The following is a 13,611-nucleotide window of genomic DNA, read 5'->3' as shown; positions in this document are numbered from 1 at the left end:
GCACCACGTCGTCACGGGGTCAGTACACCGCCAGGCGTCCACCGTCGACGGGAATCACCGCGCCCGTCGTGTAGGAACTGGCATCGCTGGCCAAGTGGGTCACCATGCCCACGAGCTCCTTCGGTACACCGAGCCGGCCCGCAGGGAGACCGTCGACGACCAGGGCGACGAAGTCCTCGTCCCACCCGGCCGCCATATCGGTCGCGAAGGCACCGGGCATGACGCAGTTCACCCGCACCGCGGGGGCATACGCCTGGGCGAAGGCCTGGGTCAGGGCGTTGAGGCCTGCCTTGGCGGCCGAGTACGTGGCCTCCCCGGTACTGGGTCGCTGCGAACCGATGCTGGAGATGTTGACGATCGATCCCCCGCCCGTGCGAGCCATCTGGTCCCCGACGACGGCCATGAGCCGGAACGGACCCTTGAGGTTGACCTCCATGGTCTTGTCGTACAACGCCTCGGTCATGTCGAGCGGCGTCGGCGCCAGCGGTGCGATGCCGGCGTTGTTGACCAGGATGTCGAGGGGTCCGAGCTCGGCCTCGATCCGCGCGATGGCCGGGGCGATGTCGTCCCACCGCCCGACGTGCAGGGGCAGGGCCATCGTCCGGGCACCCGTGCGCTCGGCGATCTCGCGGGCCACGGCCTCGCACGCGTCCGCCTTCCGGCTCGACACGACGACCGTGGCACCCTCAGCCGACAGGCCCTCGGCGATGGCGCGACCCAGACCGCGGGTCGCCCCGGTGACGAGTGCCACCTTTCCGGCCAGCGGGAGCGTCATGCTCCCCTCCTCGGGAGCCCGGGACGTCACTGGGCGATCCAGACGCTCTTGACGTGCGTGAGCTCGTGCACCATCTCCTCGCCGAGCGTGCGGCCGTAGCCGGACTGCTTGACGCCGCCGTAGGAGACCGTGGGGTACCCCGCCTGATAGGTGTTGACCCACACCGTGCCCACGGTGAGCTCGTCGATCATGCGCTGGCTTCGACGCAGGTCGTTGGTGAAGACGCCGGCCGCGAGGCCGTACTCGACGTCATTGGCGATCCGCACGGCGTCGGCCTCGTCGTCGAACGGGATGACGGACATCACCGGTCCGAAGATCTCCTCCTGGGCGATGCGCATCTCGTTGCGGACGCCGGTGAAGATAACGGGCTCGTGGAAGAAGCCGCCGTCGCCGGCCAGACCGCCGTCGAGGGCGACGTCCACGCCCTCGGAGCGACCGAGGTCGACGTAACCGACGACACGATCGAGCTGGGTCTGCGAGACGAGCGGACCCATTGTGGCCGAGGGGTCGAACACGTGTCCCACCGTGACCGCACGGCTGGCCTCGACCATCGCGGCGACGAACTCGTCGTGGATTGAGCGCTGGACGAGCACGCGCGAGCCCGCCGTGCAGATCTGTCCCTGCCCGCTCCAGACCGCCGCTGTGGCGGCGGCCGCCGTCGGCTCGATCTCGGCGTCCTCGAAGACGATGAACGGGCTCTTGCCGCCGAGCTCCAGGGCGACTGGGGTCAGGGTCTTGGCCGCGGCGGTCTGGATCGCGCGACCCGTGGCCGCCGACCCCGTGAAGCTGATGTAGTCCGTGCCGGGGTGCTCGACGAGCGCCGCACCCACGGCCTGCCCGGTGCCCTGCAGGACGTTGAAGGCGCCTTCCGGAATGCCCGCCTCGACGGCCAGCTCGGCCATCAGCACGGCACTCATCGGCGTGTTCTCGGCGGCCTTGAGGACCACGGAGTTGCCTGCGGCGAGCGCCGCGGCGACCATCGCCACGACGGCGGTGGGCCCGTTCCACGGCACGATGATGCCCACCACACCCCGTGGGACCCGGCGGTGCTGCACGTTCATGCCGGCCGGCACCGGCGGGATGGAGCCGTGCAGCTTGCTCGGCCAGCCGGCGAAGTAGGACGTCGCGTTGACTCCGAAGTGTTCGAGGAACGCCGTGTAGGTGCGCAGCAGGCCGGCATCCAGGGCGTCGAGGTCGCCGAAGATCGTGCGGTTCTCGTCGATGAGCTGGGCGAGCCGGTGCAGGCGGTGCTCTTTCTCGAGCGGCGCGACGTGGCGCCACGTGCCGTCGTCGAAGACGCGGCGGGCACTGGCGACGGCGCGGTCGACGTCGGCGGCGTCGCCGCTGGCCGCCGTGGCGATCTCGATCCCCGTGGACGGATCGATGACCGGCATGGTGGCACCGCCGATCGACTCCACGACCGAGCCGTCTATCACGTGGCCGAAGAACTTGTCCTTCAGATAGGCCTCGGTCCGGGCTGAGACGTGGGACAGGGTGGGTGAGACATCGGTGGTCATCTGGTACCTCTCAGGTGGCGAAATTCAGGTCAGGTCAGAGTCCGCGGGCCGCCAAGACCACGTCGCGCGCGGCACGCACGGAGTGGAAGGCCGACCGGTCGGTCAGAGCACGGCGGACGTGGCGGTGCGCGTCGTGATCCCAGGTGAAGCCGATTCCTCCGTGCAGGTGCACGGTCTCCTCGGCGCACGTCACATATGCCGTCGACGCCGTGACGGTCGCGATGGCGGCCGCCTCTGCCGCGTCGGCCGGTGACTCGTCGAGCGCCCACACGAGGTGCGCGAGCGCCGAACGGGCCTCGTCGACCCGGAGGGCGAGCTCAGCACACTGGTGCTTGAGAGCTTGGAACGAGCCCAGCACCCGCCCGAACTGCACGCGGGTCTTGAGGTACTCGACCGTCAGGTCGAGACAGGCCTGAGCGCCACCGACCTCGTCGGCGGCCAGGGCGAGCGCGGTCCAGTGGTCAATCGCAGCACGGGCGGCAGGGGCGGCCGTGCCGAGCAGCCGGGCCGGGGTCGAGTCGAAGGTGACCCGGGCGAACTGGCGGGTGACGTCGATGGTCTCCTGCGTCACGCGGTCGACGTCCCCGTCGACCGCGAAGAGTCCGACCTCGTCGCCCACCGGGACGACGAGCAGGAGGTCGGCCGCGAGACCGTCGAGGACCCGGCTGACCGTGCCGGTCACCGTCCACCCTCCGTTCGGGTCCTGCTGTCCGTCGTCCCGGACCGCCCGCACCGACCGGACGGAATCGTCCCACGGAGCAAGGGTCGCGATTACTTCTCCGGACAGGAGCCCCGGGAGCAGCTCGATTCGTGCGGGCGGGGTCGCCAACATCCGGATCGCGGTCTGGGCGCGCACGACCGAGCTCATGACGGGCAACGAACTGAGGGTGCGGCCGGCCTCGACCAACACGGCCGAGAGCATCGCGGCCCCGCCCTCCAGCCCGCCGTCCTCCTCGGGCTCGAGGATCGCACTCACGCCGAGGTCGGTGCAGGCCCTCGTCCACACCGCCCGGTCGTAGCGGGGCGCGTCATCGTCGTCGAGGACGACCCGGTGCCGATCGAAGAAGTCGGCCGCGACGGAGCGGACGTCGGCGATCTCCGACGTCTCCACATTAATCATGTGATGCCTGCCTTGTCGGACAGTTCTGCGCGGACCGAGCGCCGTAGCAGCTTGCCGGTCTCGTTGAACGGGAGCTCGGGCCACGCGTGGAAGGCGGTCGGCACACGGGTCGATCGCAGCGTCGCGCGCACCCGGTCGACCAGCTCCTGCTCCAGCTCGGCGAGGTCGCCGTCGATCACGACCACCGCCTCGACGCGTTCGCCCCACTCGACATCGGGGACACCGACGACCGCGGCAGCCCGCACCCGGGGGTGGCTGTTCAGCACGTCCTCCACCTCCTCGGGGGAGATGTTCTCGCCACCGCGAACGATGATGTCGTCAGCACGACCTCGCAGGAACAGGAAACCGTCGGCGTCGAGACGCCCCTGGTCTCGCGTGGCGTACCAGCCGTCGGCGTCGAGGATGCTGTGCGAGGTGTACTCGCCCGAGACCTGCTCGCCACGGACGTAGACCTCACCGATCTCGTCGGGCCCCACCACCGTGCCGTCGTCGCCACGGATTTCCAGCTCGATGCTCGGCACGGGACGTCCCACCGATCCGAGGCGTGCACGGACGGCCGGATCGTCGCTCGCCATGGCATCACGGTGGTCGTCCGGTCCGAGGATCGTCACGGTCGAGCTCGTCTCGGTGAGACCGTAGGCGTTGACGAAGTCGACGTGCGGCAGCATGCGCACCGCACGCTCGACGACCTCCACCGGCATGCGGCCGCCTCCGTATGACAGGTGCCGGAGGGCGGGCAACGTGTCCCCGTTCTCCTCCAGGACGTCGAGGATGCGCCCGAGCATGGTCGGCACCACCATCGCGTGGGTGACGGCCTCGCGTGCGGCCGTCGCCACCCAGGACTCCGGGGTGAAGCTCGGCAGCTGCACGATCCGGCGGCCGGCGAACACCGAGCCGAGGACCGAGCTGATGCCCGCGATGTGGTAGTTCGGGACCGACACCATGATGGCCTCTTCCGGTCCGGCGTGCCCGAACTCGACGGTCGAGGTGACATACGAGAACAGGTGCCGATGCCGGAGGATCGCGATCTTCGGGGTCCCCGTCGTGCCGCTGGTGAACAGGAGCACGGCAGCGGACTCGGCGTCGGCCAGTTCCGCCTCCGCCTCCGGAGCACCGCTCGCCGCCACCAGGTCACCGGTAGGTCGCAGCACGTCGCCAGGCCCGAGGTCGACCGCAGCCTCTACGCCGGCGCCTCGGTACAGGACCACCGGGCTGAGCCGCGAGACGGCCTCCGTGAGGCGGTCGTCGGCCAGTCGATAGTTCAGTGGTGCGAGCGGCACCGCGGCGGCCGCGGCGCCGAACAGGGCGACCGGGAAGGCCGCGGTGTTCAGGTCGAGCAGCGCCACGTGGTCGGCGCCGTCACGGCGCAGGACCTCACCGACGGCCCGAGAGCGCTGGAGCAGCTCACCGTAGGTCAGGTTCTCGTCGCTCGAAGTCACCGCGACGCGTTCCGGATCGAGCTCGACCGCCATGGTCAGCAACATCAGGATGCTCATGACGGATCAGTCCGACGCGGGCAGCGACTTGGCCGCCTTCAGCTCGAGGATCTCACCGTCGACCGACAGGGCACCGGTGCCGGCCGAGACGCACATGACCTCGAGGCCGGAACCGGCGTGGAGGTAGCGCTTGCCCAGCTGGGTGCCCCCGTCGAATCCCGCGGCGACCTCGCCACTCGGCTCGCCCTCCGGTTTCTCGACCATCGGCGCACCCCCACAGGAGAGAGTGACGTCCGCCGCACGGACCACTACCACGCTGGTCGCGCAGACGGGGCTCTTGAGTCGCTGACCGACCTTCATGAAGGGTTCCTCTCGTAGGGCTGGACGCCGTCCAGCAGGTTCAGGGCACGCTCGGCCAGGGCCACGACCGGCCCGCCGCGCTCGGCCATGCGCGGATCGGTCGACTCGCCGCGCACCCACCGCATGTACAGCTGCTGCATGATGATCGCGGTCTTCCAGCAGCCCAACGCCTCGTACCAGAGGAGATCGTCACGGTGCAGGTCAACGCCGCGACGCCGGGCGTACCGCTCGACGATCTCCGCCTTGTTCGGCAGCCCCAGGTTCTCGAGACCGGGAATCGCGAGCGCCGCCTCGGCGCCGCCCTCGGGCCAGTAGTTGAGAAGCGTGCCGACGTCCGAGAGCGGATCGCCCAGGGTTGCCATGTCCCAGTCGAACACCGAGGTGACCCTCGAGGGATCAGCGGGATCGAACTGACAGTTGTCGATCTTGAAGTCGTTGTGGATGATCGCGCCCGAGGCCCGGTCCGGAAGCAGCGCCTCCAGACGGGCCCCCACCTCGGCCACGACCTCCTTGCCTTCCTCGGCGACGGCCGACCAGCGCTTCAGCCAGCCGCCGACCTGGCGCTCGAGATAGCCCTCGACACGTCCCAGGTTCGCGAGGTCGACGGAGGCGGGATCGACCTCGTGCAGGTCGGCCAGCGCCTCCGCGACGGCGAACCCGATGGCCCGTCCCGCGTCGGCACGGTCCGCCATCGTCGCCGGGATCTCGTTCCAGATGACGACACCGCTGCGGTATTCCGAGACCATGAACGGAGCGCCGATCACGTCGACGTCCTCGCACAGGGCGACGGCGCGGGGAGCCCGGTCGTACTGCGCATGGAGCCGGGACAGCACCCGGTGCTCTCGCACCATGTCGTGGGCGCCCGGGGCGACCTGGCCCATCGGCGGACGACGCACGACGAGTCGGGTCTCACCGATCGTCACCTGATACGTCAGGTTGGCCGACCCCCTCGGGAACTGCAGGACCGAGAACTCACCCTCGAGCCCTTCGACGTGCTCACGCAGGAAGGTCTCGAGCCGGGGCCAGTCGAGCTCCTCCCCCGCCCGCACGGGGGCCGTCTCCGTCGTGGCCTCCACGCCCGTGTGGTCGCCGCTCATTCGGCACCGACCAGGTCGTCCACCGAGGCGAGCCGGTCGGCGAGCTTGCGCTCAGCGGCCTCGCGCAGACTGATCTTGTGGCGCGTCGGGAACAGGCCGGGGGCCGGTGTCGCGTCGCGTAGCAGCTGTTTCGCGACCTGGAGTTGGTGCAGCTCGGTCGCGCCATCGGCGAGCGCCATGTGATGGGCCTCGGCCGACCATGTGCCGAGCGGCAGCTCGGTCGAGATGCCGAGCGATCCGTGCAGCTGGATGGCGCGACCCACCACGTCACTGAGCACCTTCGGCATCGCGGCCTTCACGGCGGAGATGTCGGTGATCACCTTGCGATAGTCCTGGTGGCGGTCGATCTTCCACGCCGTCTGAAGGACGAGCAGCCGGAACTGCTGGTACTGGATCCACGAGTCCGCGATCATCGTCTTGACGAGCTGACGGTCGGCCAGGGTTCCGCCGCCGCTCTGACGCGACACCGCTCGCTCCAACATCATGTCGATCGACTCGCGGACGAGACCGACCGTGCGCATCGCGTGGTGGATGCGTCCGCCGCCGAGGCGCGTCTGCGCGACCGCGAAGCCCTGCCCTCGCTCGCCGAGGAGGTGGTCCTTCGGTATCCGGACGTCGTGATACCTGATGTAGGCGTGAGTGCCCTCGACCTCGTCGTGCCCGTACACGCCCACGTTGCGCACGATCTCGATGCCCGGCGTGTCGGCCGGCACCACGAACATCGAGGCGCGACGATGCCGGTCGGCGTCAGGATCGGTGACGGCCATGACGATGAAGAAGCTGGAGAAGCGCGCGTGCGACGAGAACCACTTCTCGCCGGAGATCACCCAGCTGTCACCGTCGTCGATCGCACGGGTCACGAACGCCGTGGGGTCCGACCCGCCCTGCGGCTCGGTCATCGAGTAACAGGAGGCGATCTCGTTCTCGATGAGCGGCTTCAGGTAGCGGTCCTTGAGCTCCGGTGTCCCGTAGTGCGCCAGGATCTCGCCGTTTCCGGAGTCCGGGGCCTGGTTGCCGAAGACGACCGGCCCGGAGTGCGTGTGTCCCAGTACCTCGTTGAGCAGGGCGAGCTTGAGCTGCCCATAGCCGGGACCGCCGAGCTCGGGACCGAGGTGGCAGGCCCACAGGTTGCGCTCGCGCACCTTGGCCTGCAGCGGACGGATCAAGGCGTTGCGCACCGGGTCACCCACGTCCCAGGCGTGTTCGACGAGCTGGTCGACCGGCTCGATCTCGGTCCGGACGAGCTCCTCGGCCCACTCCAGGTCCTTCTGGTACTCCGGGTCGGTCTCGAATCCCCACGTCATGGCGTTCTCCTGGTCTTGGTGGTCGATGATGGTCTCAGCGGCTCAGCACGGTGCAGGCGCTGATGCCGGGGGCGCCGTACACGTGGGTGAAACCGGTCTTGGGGCTCCCGGGGACCTGCCGTTCGCCGGCGTCGCCGCGCAATTGCAGTACCGCTTCGAAGACCTGCCGCAACCCGGTGGCCCCGATCGGCTCCCCGTTGGCGATCACGCCTCCGTCGGTGTTGATCGGGAGGGACCCGTCCGGGCGGGTCTCTCCGCCGAGGATGAGCTTCTCCTGGTCGCCGTGCGCGCACAGCCCCGTCTCGGCCATGTGCATGATCTCGGCACCGGACTCGGTGTCCTGGATCTGGGCCACGTCGATCTCGTCCGGACCAATGCCGGCCGAGGCGAAGGCCGCTGCGGCGGTGTCCGCGGTCGGACCGGAAAGCGTCTCGGGCGTCGTCCACGGGCTGAAGACCTCGAACGACCCGAACCGACGCGAGCGGAACTCGGCAGACCGCAAGTAGATGGGGTTCGCGGTGTACCGACGTGCGACCTCACCCCTCGCGAGCACCAGCGCGACGCCGCCCTCACCGGGGGAACAGAACATGTACTGCGTCAACGGCCAGTTGACCATGGGCGCGTCGAGGATCTGCTGTCGCGACATCGGCGTGCGGCGCCATGCGTTCGGATTGGCGGCGCCCAGCGAGAACGACTTCTCGGCCACGGCGGCGAGCGTCTCCTGGCCGATGCCGTACTGCTCCATATACCGGACGATCTTCTGGGCGAAGAACTGCGTGGTGACCATCATCCCGGTCTCGCCGTACCAGTCGCCGATGCCGAGGCTGGAGGGCTTGGTGGCGAATGCGCCGCGGGGGTGCTTGTCGAACCCGACCACCATTCCCAGGTCGTACTGGCTCGAGAGCAGGACACTCCTCGCAGAGATGAGAGCGGAGCCACCCGTGCCGCATCCGTTGTGGACGTTGATGAAGGGGGCACCGGTCAGGCCCAGGTCCGACACGAGCGAGTCCGCGTCGCCGGCGGAGTGGCTGCCGCCGTACGCGAACTGGATGTCGGACCACTGCACGCCGGCGTCGGCGAGGGCCTGGCGGGCGGCGAAGGCACCCTGGGCCCGCCCGCTGACACCGTCGGTACGGCCGAACGGGTGGATGCCGATGCCGACGATGGCGACGTCAGTGCTCATGAGGCATCCTCTTCAGGTGTGAAGGCGAAGGTCAGGACGGGCTGGTCGCCGTCCAGGAACGCCGTGATCGTGACGAGTCGCATCGGCAGGCCGAGTGACAGCGCGTCGGGGTCGTTGACCGTCAACCGGGACTCGACGCACACGTCGCCCAGGTCCACGTAACCGACGCCGAACGCCTCGAACGGCTCGAGCCCGCGGTACGGCGGCTTGGGCTCGAAATACTGCACCGTGTAGGACCACAGGGTGCCCGTCGTGGGCAGGGCGACGCGCTTCATGGCGTCACCGCCGCAGCGCGAGCAGCCCGGTTGGTAGGGAAAGGTAGTGGTGGCGCACGCGGGGCACCGCCCACCGGCGAGCTCTACGGCGTGACCGGCAGCGGGGTCGACGACGAGGTCCTCGTCGACCCACCGGGCAGCGGTGGTCGTCATGCGCTCTCTTCCTGGCTCGCGGCCGGACGCCACTGCGGGAGCGTGACATCACCGACCTGCTGGAACCAGACCTCCATGGCCTGGCCGATCTCGAGGTCGGGTCGCCCGTCGATCCGGCCGAGCAGCCGCACGCCGTCGGTGTCGTCGACCTCGACGAGGACCACGGTGTACGGCACGGGGAACGCCGGGTGAACCTGGTGCTCCACCACGGTCCAGCTGTAGAGGGTGCCGGTCCGGGGCACTGCGCGCCACTCGCGGGAGAAGGCCCCGCACCGGGGACAGTTCTCGCGCGGCAGGTGCAGGTCGGTGCGGCACTCGCTGCAGACGCGGATCGCCAGCTCGCCGCGGGCCGCAGCGGCGAAGAAGCCTCCGGTGTCGACGTCGTCGGTCACCGGCAGGAGCGGCGCAGGGGTGAGGTCGGTCATCGGTCGGCTCCCAGGATCAGGGCGCTGGCGCCCGGGGGGGGTGCGGAGGTGACGAGGCTGAGCTCCGCTCCCTCGACCTGGTTCGTCGAGGTGCCACGGATCTGACGCACGCCCTCCACGACGTGATTCATGCCGTGGATGTAGCCCTCGGACAGGTGGCCGCCGCTGGTGTTGACCGGCAGCATGCCGCCGACGGAGAGATCCGCGTCCGTGAGGCCGGCCGCCGTCCCGCGCGGGACGAACCCGTAGTCCTCCAGCTGGATCAGGACCGTGATGGTGAAGCAGTCATAGACCTGCGCCACGTCGATGTCGCCGGCTGCGACCCCGGCACGCCCGAACAGGGTCGGCGCCGTGGCGGCCGACGGCCACGAGGTCGCGGACGGACGCAGCAGGGCCGGGAACATCTGGCCGGGTTGGACACCGCGACCGGTGCCCTGGGCGACCGAGAGGATCGGCACGGCGGAGCCCGCGAGGTCGCGGGCCCGTTCGGTCGTCGTGACGACGACCGCGGCCGCGCCGTCGGTCTCGAGACAGAAGTCGAACAGGCGTAGTGGGTCCGCGAGCATGCGCGAGGCGAGGTAGTCGTCCCGCGTCATCGTGCGATCGCAGAACTGGGCCGCCGGGTTGTTGTTCGCATGGGCGCGACCGGCCAGGGCGATCGAGCCGAGCCCGTTCGAGAGCTCGTCGAGCGAAAGCCCGTGTTCGTGGGCGTACCGACGGGCGACCACCGCGAAGAACTGACCGGGTGTCTGCATGCCGAAGGGTAGGAAGAACTCGTCGTAGCTGGCGTCGCCGCCGACCGCGCCGCGGTCGTCGACCAGGCCGTACCGGTTTCCTGACCTGCCGTTGAGCGCCCGGAAGACCACGACGGTCGAGGCCAGTCCTGCCCGGACGGCGGCGACGGCCTGTCCCACCATGGCTGCCGGCCCCGACCCGCCGGGTCCGGTCTCGCCCCAGTAGGTGAGGTCGCGGACTCCCAACGAGTCGGCCAGGGCCGGGGCCGAGACCAGATCCATGTCGCACCGCACGATCCCGTCGACCTCGCGCGGATCGATGCCGGCGTCGATGAGGGCGGCACGACTGGCCTGGGCGGCGAGGGTCAGCGGCGAGCGGCCCGAGGCCTTCGAGTAGTCGGTCGTGCCGATACCGACGATCGCGCAGGCACCCGGGGTCCAGGACGCGTCAGCCATGGTCGGCGCCGTTCGTGCGGGCCACGTCCATCGGCCGGTCGTGCTCGCCGAGCCGGGGAGGTCGGCCGGGTTCGGTCTCGAACGACGAGAAGCGGTAGGGCAGACCCGGATAGGTCACGGTCCCGCCCTCGGCCGTCGGCAGGTCGACGAAGAACTGACGCTCCTGCAGGTGCACGTCCTGGGGCAGGTCCTCGAAGGCGTTGAGTCGGCCGATCGGCAGGCCGCGGCGCTGTCCCTCGTGGTACACGGTGTCGGCGTCCTGCACGAGGAAGAAGACCTCGATGAGCTCCTGAACGTGGCTGAACTGCTGCTGGCGGTAGGCGATGTCCTGGTAGGCCGGATCGATCAGATCGGCGGCCATGTCGAGATCGGACATCCAGCCGAGAAGGCTCGACCACGCCTTCTGCTCGGCGAGGATGAGCGCGAAGTAGACGTAGCTCCCGTCACCGCACTCGAAGAGGGCGGGCTGGGTCGGCTCGGGCTGCGCGTGGCGGCAGGTCTGCCGCTGGACGATGGCCTTGGGATAGAACCAGTACGGGTTCGCGAGCTCGCCGCTGACGGCGTTCGCCTCGTGCACGGACACGTCGACGAGCTGACCTAGACCCGTGCGCTGACGCTCGATGAGCGCGAGGAGAAGGCCGCACCAGCTGAAGCTGGCCCCGAGCTGGAAGCCCTGGTTGCCGCCGGGACGGATCGGCGGGATCGAGTGGTCGTCGTAGCCGCAGCTGTTCAGCATGCCGCCGGCCGCCAGCGCGACCAGGTCGCTCGTCCGGTAGTCCTTCCACGGACCGGTGAGCCCGAACGGTGTCACCGAGACGACGATGAGGTCAGGACGCTGCGCGAGGAGCTCATCGAGCTCGGTGCCGAACTCGAGCAGCCAGCCGCGATCCTCCACGATCAACACCTGCGCGGCCGCCAGGAGCCCGGCGAACTGGCGACGGCCCTCCTCGGAGGCGGCGTCGATGACCCGGCTGGCCTTGCTGGTGTTGTAGGCCCAGAACTCGAGGCTCTGGTCGGGGTCCTCCTGGCCGTGCGCCCACGGGCCGACTCGCCGACTCGCGACGCCGCCGGGGGGCTCGACCTTGTCGACGTGCGCCCCCAGGTCGGCGACGAACTTGCCGGTCTGTTCACCGGCCGGGGTCTGCGCGAGCTCGACGACGGTGAGGCTCTGGAGCGGGCTCGTCCCGCCGAGCACCTGTGCAGCCACCATCAGATGACCCCTTCTGCCGATAGCTGAGCGAGGGTGTCGGGATCCCGTCCCAACAGCTCGCCGAACACGAAATCGTTGTCCTCACCGAGGAGGGGTGCCGAGCGCCAGTGGTCGGGCTTCGAGGTCCCGAACTGGCCGGGGAACCCCTCGAACAGGGCGGGACCGATGACCGGGTGGTCGAGCTGGAAGAACGTGCCACGCGCCGCGATCTGCGGGTCGTGCTCGGCAAGGTCCCGGGAGTCCTGCACCGCCCCGGCGGCGATGCCGGCGCCCTGCAGCAGGGTCATGAGGTCGTGCTTGTCCTGGTGGCTCGTCCAGGCGGACAGGGCCGCGTCGAGCTCGTCCTGGTGGGCCACGCGGTCGGCGGACGACGCGAAGCGCGGGTCGCTCGCCCAGGCCGGGTCGCCCATGACGGTGCGCAGGGAGGTCCAGTCGTCGTCGCCGAACACCGCGATGGCGATCCACTGGTCGTCCCCGGCTGCCGGGTAGACGCCGTGTGGAGCGGCGTGGGGATGCTCCAGGCGGTTGCCTCGGGGGAAGTCGGGCCGTCGACTCGGCCGGCCGTTGACGACCGTGTCGAGCAGGTCCGACCCGAGTAGCCCGATGCCGGCCTCGATCGCCGAGACGTCGACCTCCGTGCCCTGCCCCGTCAGCATGCGACGGTAGATCGCGAGCAGCAACCCGGCGGAGTTGTAGTACGCCGCCTGGTTGTCCATGTACGACAGGCCCCAGCCGGAGGGCTCGCGACCCGGGAGTCCACTGTTGAACGACAGACCGCTCACGGCCTGCACGACCGGGCCGTAGCTGCGGTAGTGCGCCTGCGGTCCGGTGTGCCCGTAGCCGCTCATTCGGGCGAAGATGACATCGTCGCGGATCTCGCAGAGCTCGGGGTACGTGAGGTTCCATCTCTCCATGACCCCCGGTGCGAAGTTCTCGGTCACGATGCCGCAGTGCTCGATCAGATCGATCACGAGCTCGCGACCGCGTGGGTCGGCCATGTCGACCGTCACACCGAGCTTGTTACGCGAGTAGTTGTTGAACAGCCCGCCCTTGTTCGGGTCGGGGTTCGGGTCCTCGGCTCCGTAGGAGCGAACCTCGCCCTTGTAGATCGGCAGTCGCCGCGGCATGTCGAGCCGCTTGCGGTTCTCGATCTTGATGACGTCGGCACCGAAGTCGGCCAGGAGTCGCGTCGCAACGGCACCGACTCCCATCCAGCAGAAGTCGGCGATCTTGACGCCGGCCAACGGGCCGGTTCGCGGCCGAGGTCCTCGGGACGCGTCGCCGTCGAGGCCTGTGCTCGGCTCGGGGACGCGGTGCGTTGACGTGTTCTGGATCACGCCCGAAGATTATTCCTCATGATGAACTAAGTCAAGGGATCGATCAGCGCCGGTTCGCGCGCCCGACCGAATGGGCGAAAACCGCCGTGAAAGATCATGATCTTTCAACTCGATCGCGGACGACGTGCGCGGCTGCGGGCCGACCGCGGTCAGGGAAATCCTCCGTAGGAAGTTGTCGGAGTGGCCACGCCCTCCCCCGGAGCGCCCGGAGTAACATGATCCGCTGACG

General features: G+C 69.4%; 13 protein-coding genes. All 13 read right to left on the bottom strand.

Annotation, left to right across the window (positions count from 1 at the left end; all coding sequences use genetic code 11):
* Window positions 1-19: 19 nt before the first annotated feature.
* The 13 genes from ABIE38_RS01615 to ABIE38_RS01555 are packed head-to-tail and all read right to left on the bottom strand — an operon-like array spanning window position 20 to window position 13,382.
* Window positions 20-775, bottom strand: a complete 756-nt coding sequence (locus tag ABIE38_RS01615; RefSeq protein WP_354053705.1) for an SDR family NAD(P)-dependent oxidoreductase — start codon at window positions 773-775, stop codon at window positions 20-22.
* Window positions 776-801: 26 nt separating this feature from the next.
* The gene (locus ABIE38_RS01610; protein WP_354053704.1) at window positions 802-2,292 is read right to left on the bottom strand and encodes an aldehyde dehydrogenase family protein; all 1,491 of its coding nucleotides are present in this window, start codon (window positions 2,290-2,292) and stop codon (window positions 802-804) included.
* Between the two features lie 34 nt (window positions 2,293-2,326).
* Window positions 2,327-3,403: an acyl-CoA dehydrogenase family protein gene (locus ABIE38_RS01605; protein ID WP_354053703.1), complete on the bottom strand. Its 1,077-nt coding sequence runs from the start codon at window positions 3,401-3,403 to the stop codon at window positions 2,327-2,329.
* Between the two features lie 5 nt (window positions 3,404-3,408).
* A complete protein-coding gene (locus ABIE38_RS01600) occupies window positions 3,409-4,908 on the bottom strand; it encodes a class I adenylate-forming enzyme family protein (RefSeq protein ID WP_354053702.1) in 1,500 nt (499 codons plus the stop codon).
* Window positions 4,909-4,914: 6 nt separating this feature from the next.
* A complete protein-coding gene (locus ABIE38_RS01595; protein ID WP_354053701.1) occupies window positions 4,915-5,208 on the bottom strand; it encodes a hypothetical protein in 294 nt (97 codons plus the stop codon).
* A complete protein-coding gene (locus ABIE38_RS01590; protein ID WP_354053700.1) occupies window positions 5,205-6,305 on the bottom strand; it encodes a phosphotransferase family protein in 1,101 nt (366 codons plus the stop codon). Before ABIE38_RS01590 ends, ABIE38_RS01595 begins: the two co-directional genes overlap by 4 nt.
* Window positions 6,302-7,609: an acyl-CoA dehydrogenase family protein gene (locus ABIE38_RS01585; protein WP_354053699.1), complete on the bottom strand. Its 1,308-nt coding sequence runs from the start codon at window positions 7,607-7,609 to the stop codon at window positions 6,302-6,304. Before ABIE38_RS01585 ends, ABIE38_RS01590 begins: the two co-directional genes overlap by 4 nt.
* Window positions 7,610-7,643: 34 nt before the next feature.
* Window positions 7,644-8,792, bottom strand: coding sequence for a thiolase family protein (locus ABIE38_RS01580; RefSeq protein ID WP_354053698.1), 1,149 nt, complete (start codon window positions 8,790-8,792; stop codon window positions 7,644-7,646).
* Complete coding sequence (locus tag ABIE38_RS01575) at window positions 8,789-9,220, bottom strand: Zn-ribbon domain-containing OB-fold protein (protein ID WP_354053697.1); 432 nt, start codon at window positions 9,218-9,220, stop codon at window positions 8,789-8,791. Before ABIE38_RS01575 ends, ABIE38_RS01580 begins: the two co-directional genes overlap by 4 nt.
* A complete protein-coding gene (locus ABIE38_RS01570; RefSeq protein ID WP_354053696.1) occupies window positions 9,217-9,645 on the bottom strand; it encodes a Zn-ribbon domain-containing OB-fold protein in 429 nt (142 codons plus the stop codon). The genes ABIE38_RS01575 and ABIE38_RS01570 overlap by 4 nt, the downstream gene beginning before the upstream one ends.
* The gene (locus ABIE38_RS01565) at window positions 9,642-10,835 is read right to left on the bottom strand and encodes a thiolase C-terminal domain-containing protein (RefSeq protein WP_354053695.1); all 1,194 of its coding nucleotides are present in this window, start codon (window positions 10,833-10,835) and stop codon (window positions 9,642-9,644) included. The genes ABIE38_RS01570 and ABIE38_RS01565 overlap by 4 nt, the downstream gene beginning before the upstream one ends.
* On the bottom strand, window positions 10,828-12,045 hold the full coding sequence (locus ABIE38_RS01560) for a CaiB/BaiF CoA transferase family protein (protein ID WP_354053694.1): 1,218 nt from the start codon (window positions 12,043-12,045) through the stop codon (window positions 10,828-10,830). The genes ABIE38_RS01565 and ABIE38_RS01560 overlap by 8 nt, the downstream gene beginning before the upstream one ends.
* Window positions 12,045-13,382 carry a CaiB/BaiF CoA transferase family protein gene (locus ABIE38_RS01555; protein ID WP_354053693.1) on the bottom strand — a complete coding sequence of 446 codons (1,338 nt, stop codon included), beginning with the start codon at window positions 13,380-13,382 and terminating at the stop codon, window positions 12,045-12,047. The genes ABIE38_RS01560 and ABIE38_RS01555 overlap by 1 nt, the downstream gene beginning before the upstream one ends.
* Between the last annotated feature and the right edge of the window lie 229 nt (window positions 13,383-13,611).

The sequence above is a fragment of the Dietzia sp. 2505 genome (assembly GCF_040546785.1).
Classification (GTDB): Bacteria; Actinomycetota; Actinomycetes; order Mycobacteriales; family Mycobacteriaceae; genus Dietzia.
Note: the sequence above shows the minus strand (reverse complement) of the source record. Positions and strands in the feature narration are given on the sequence as shown.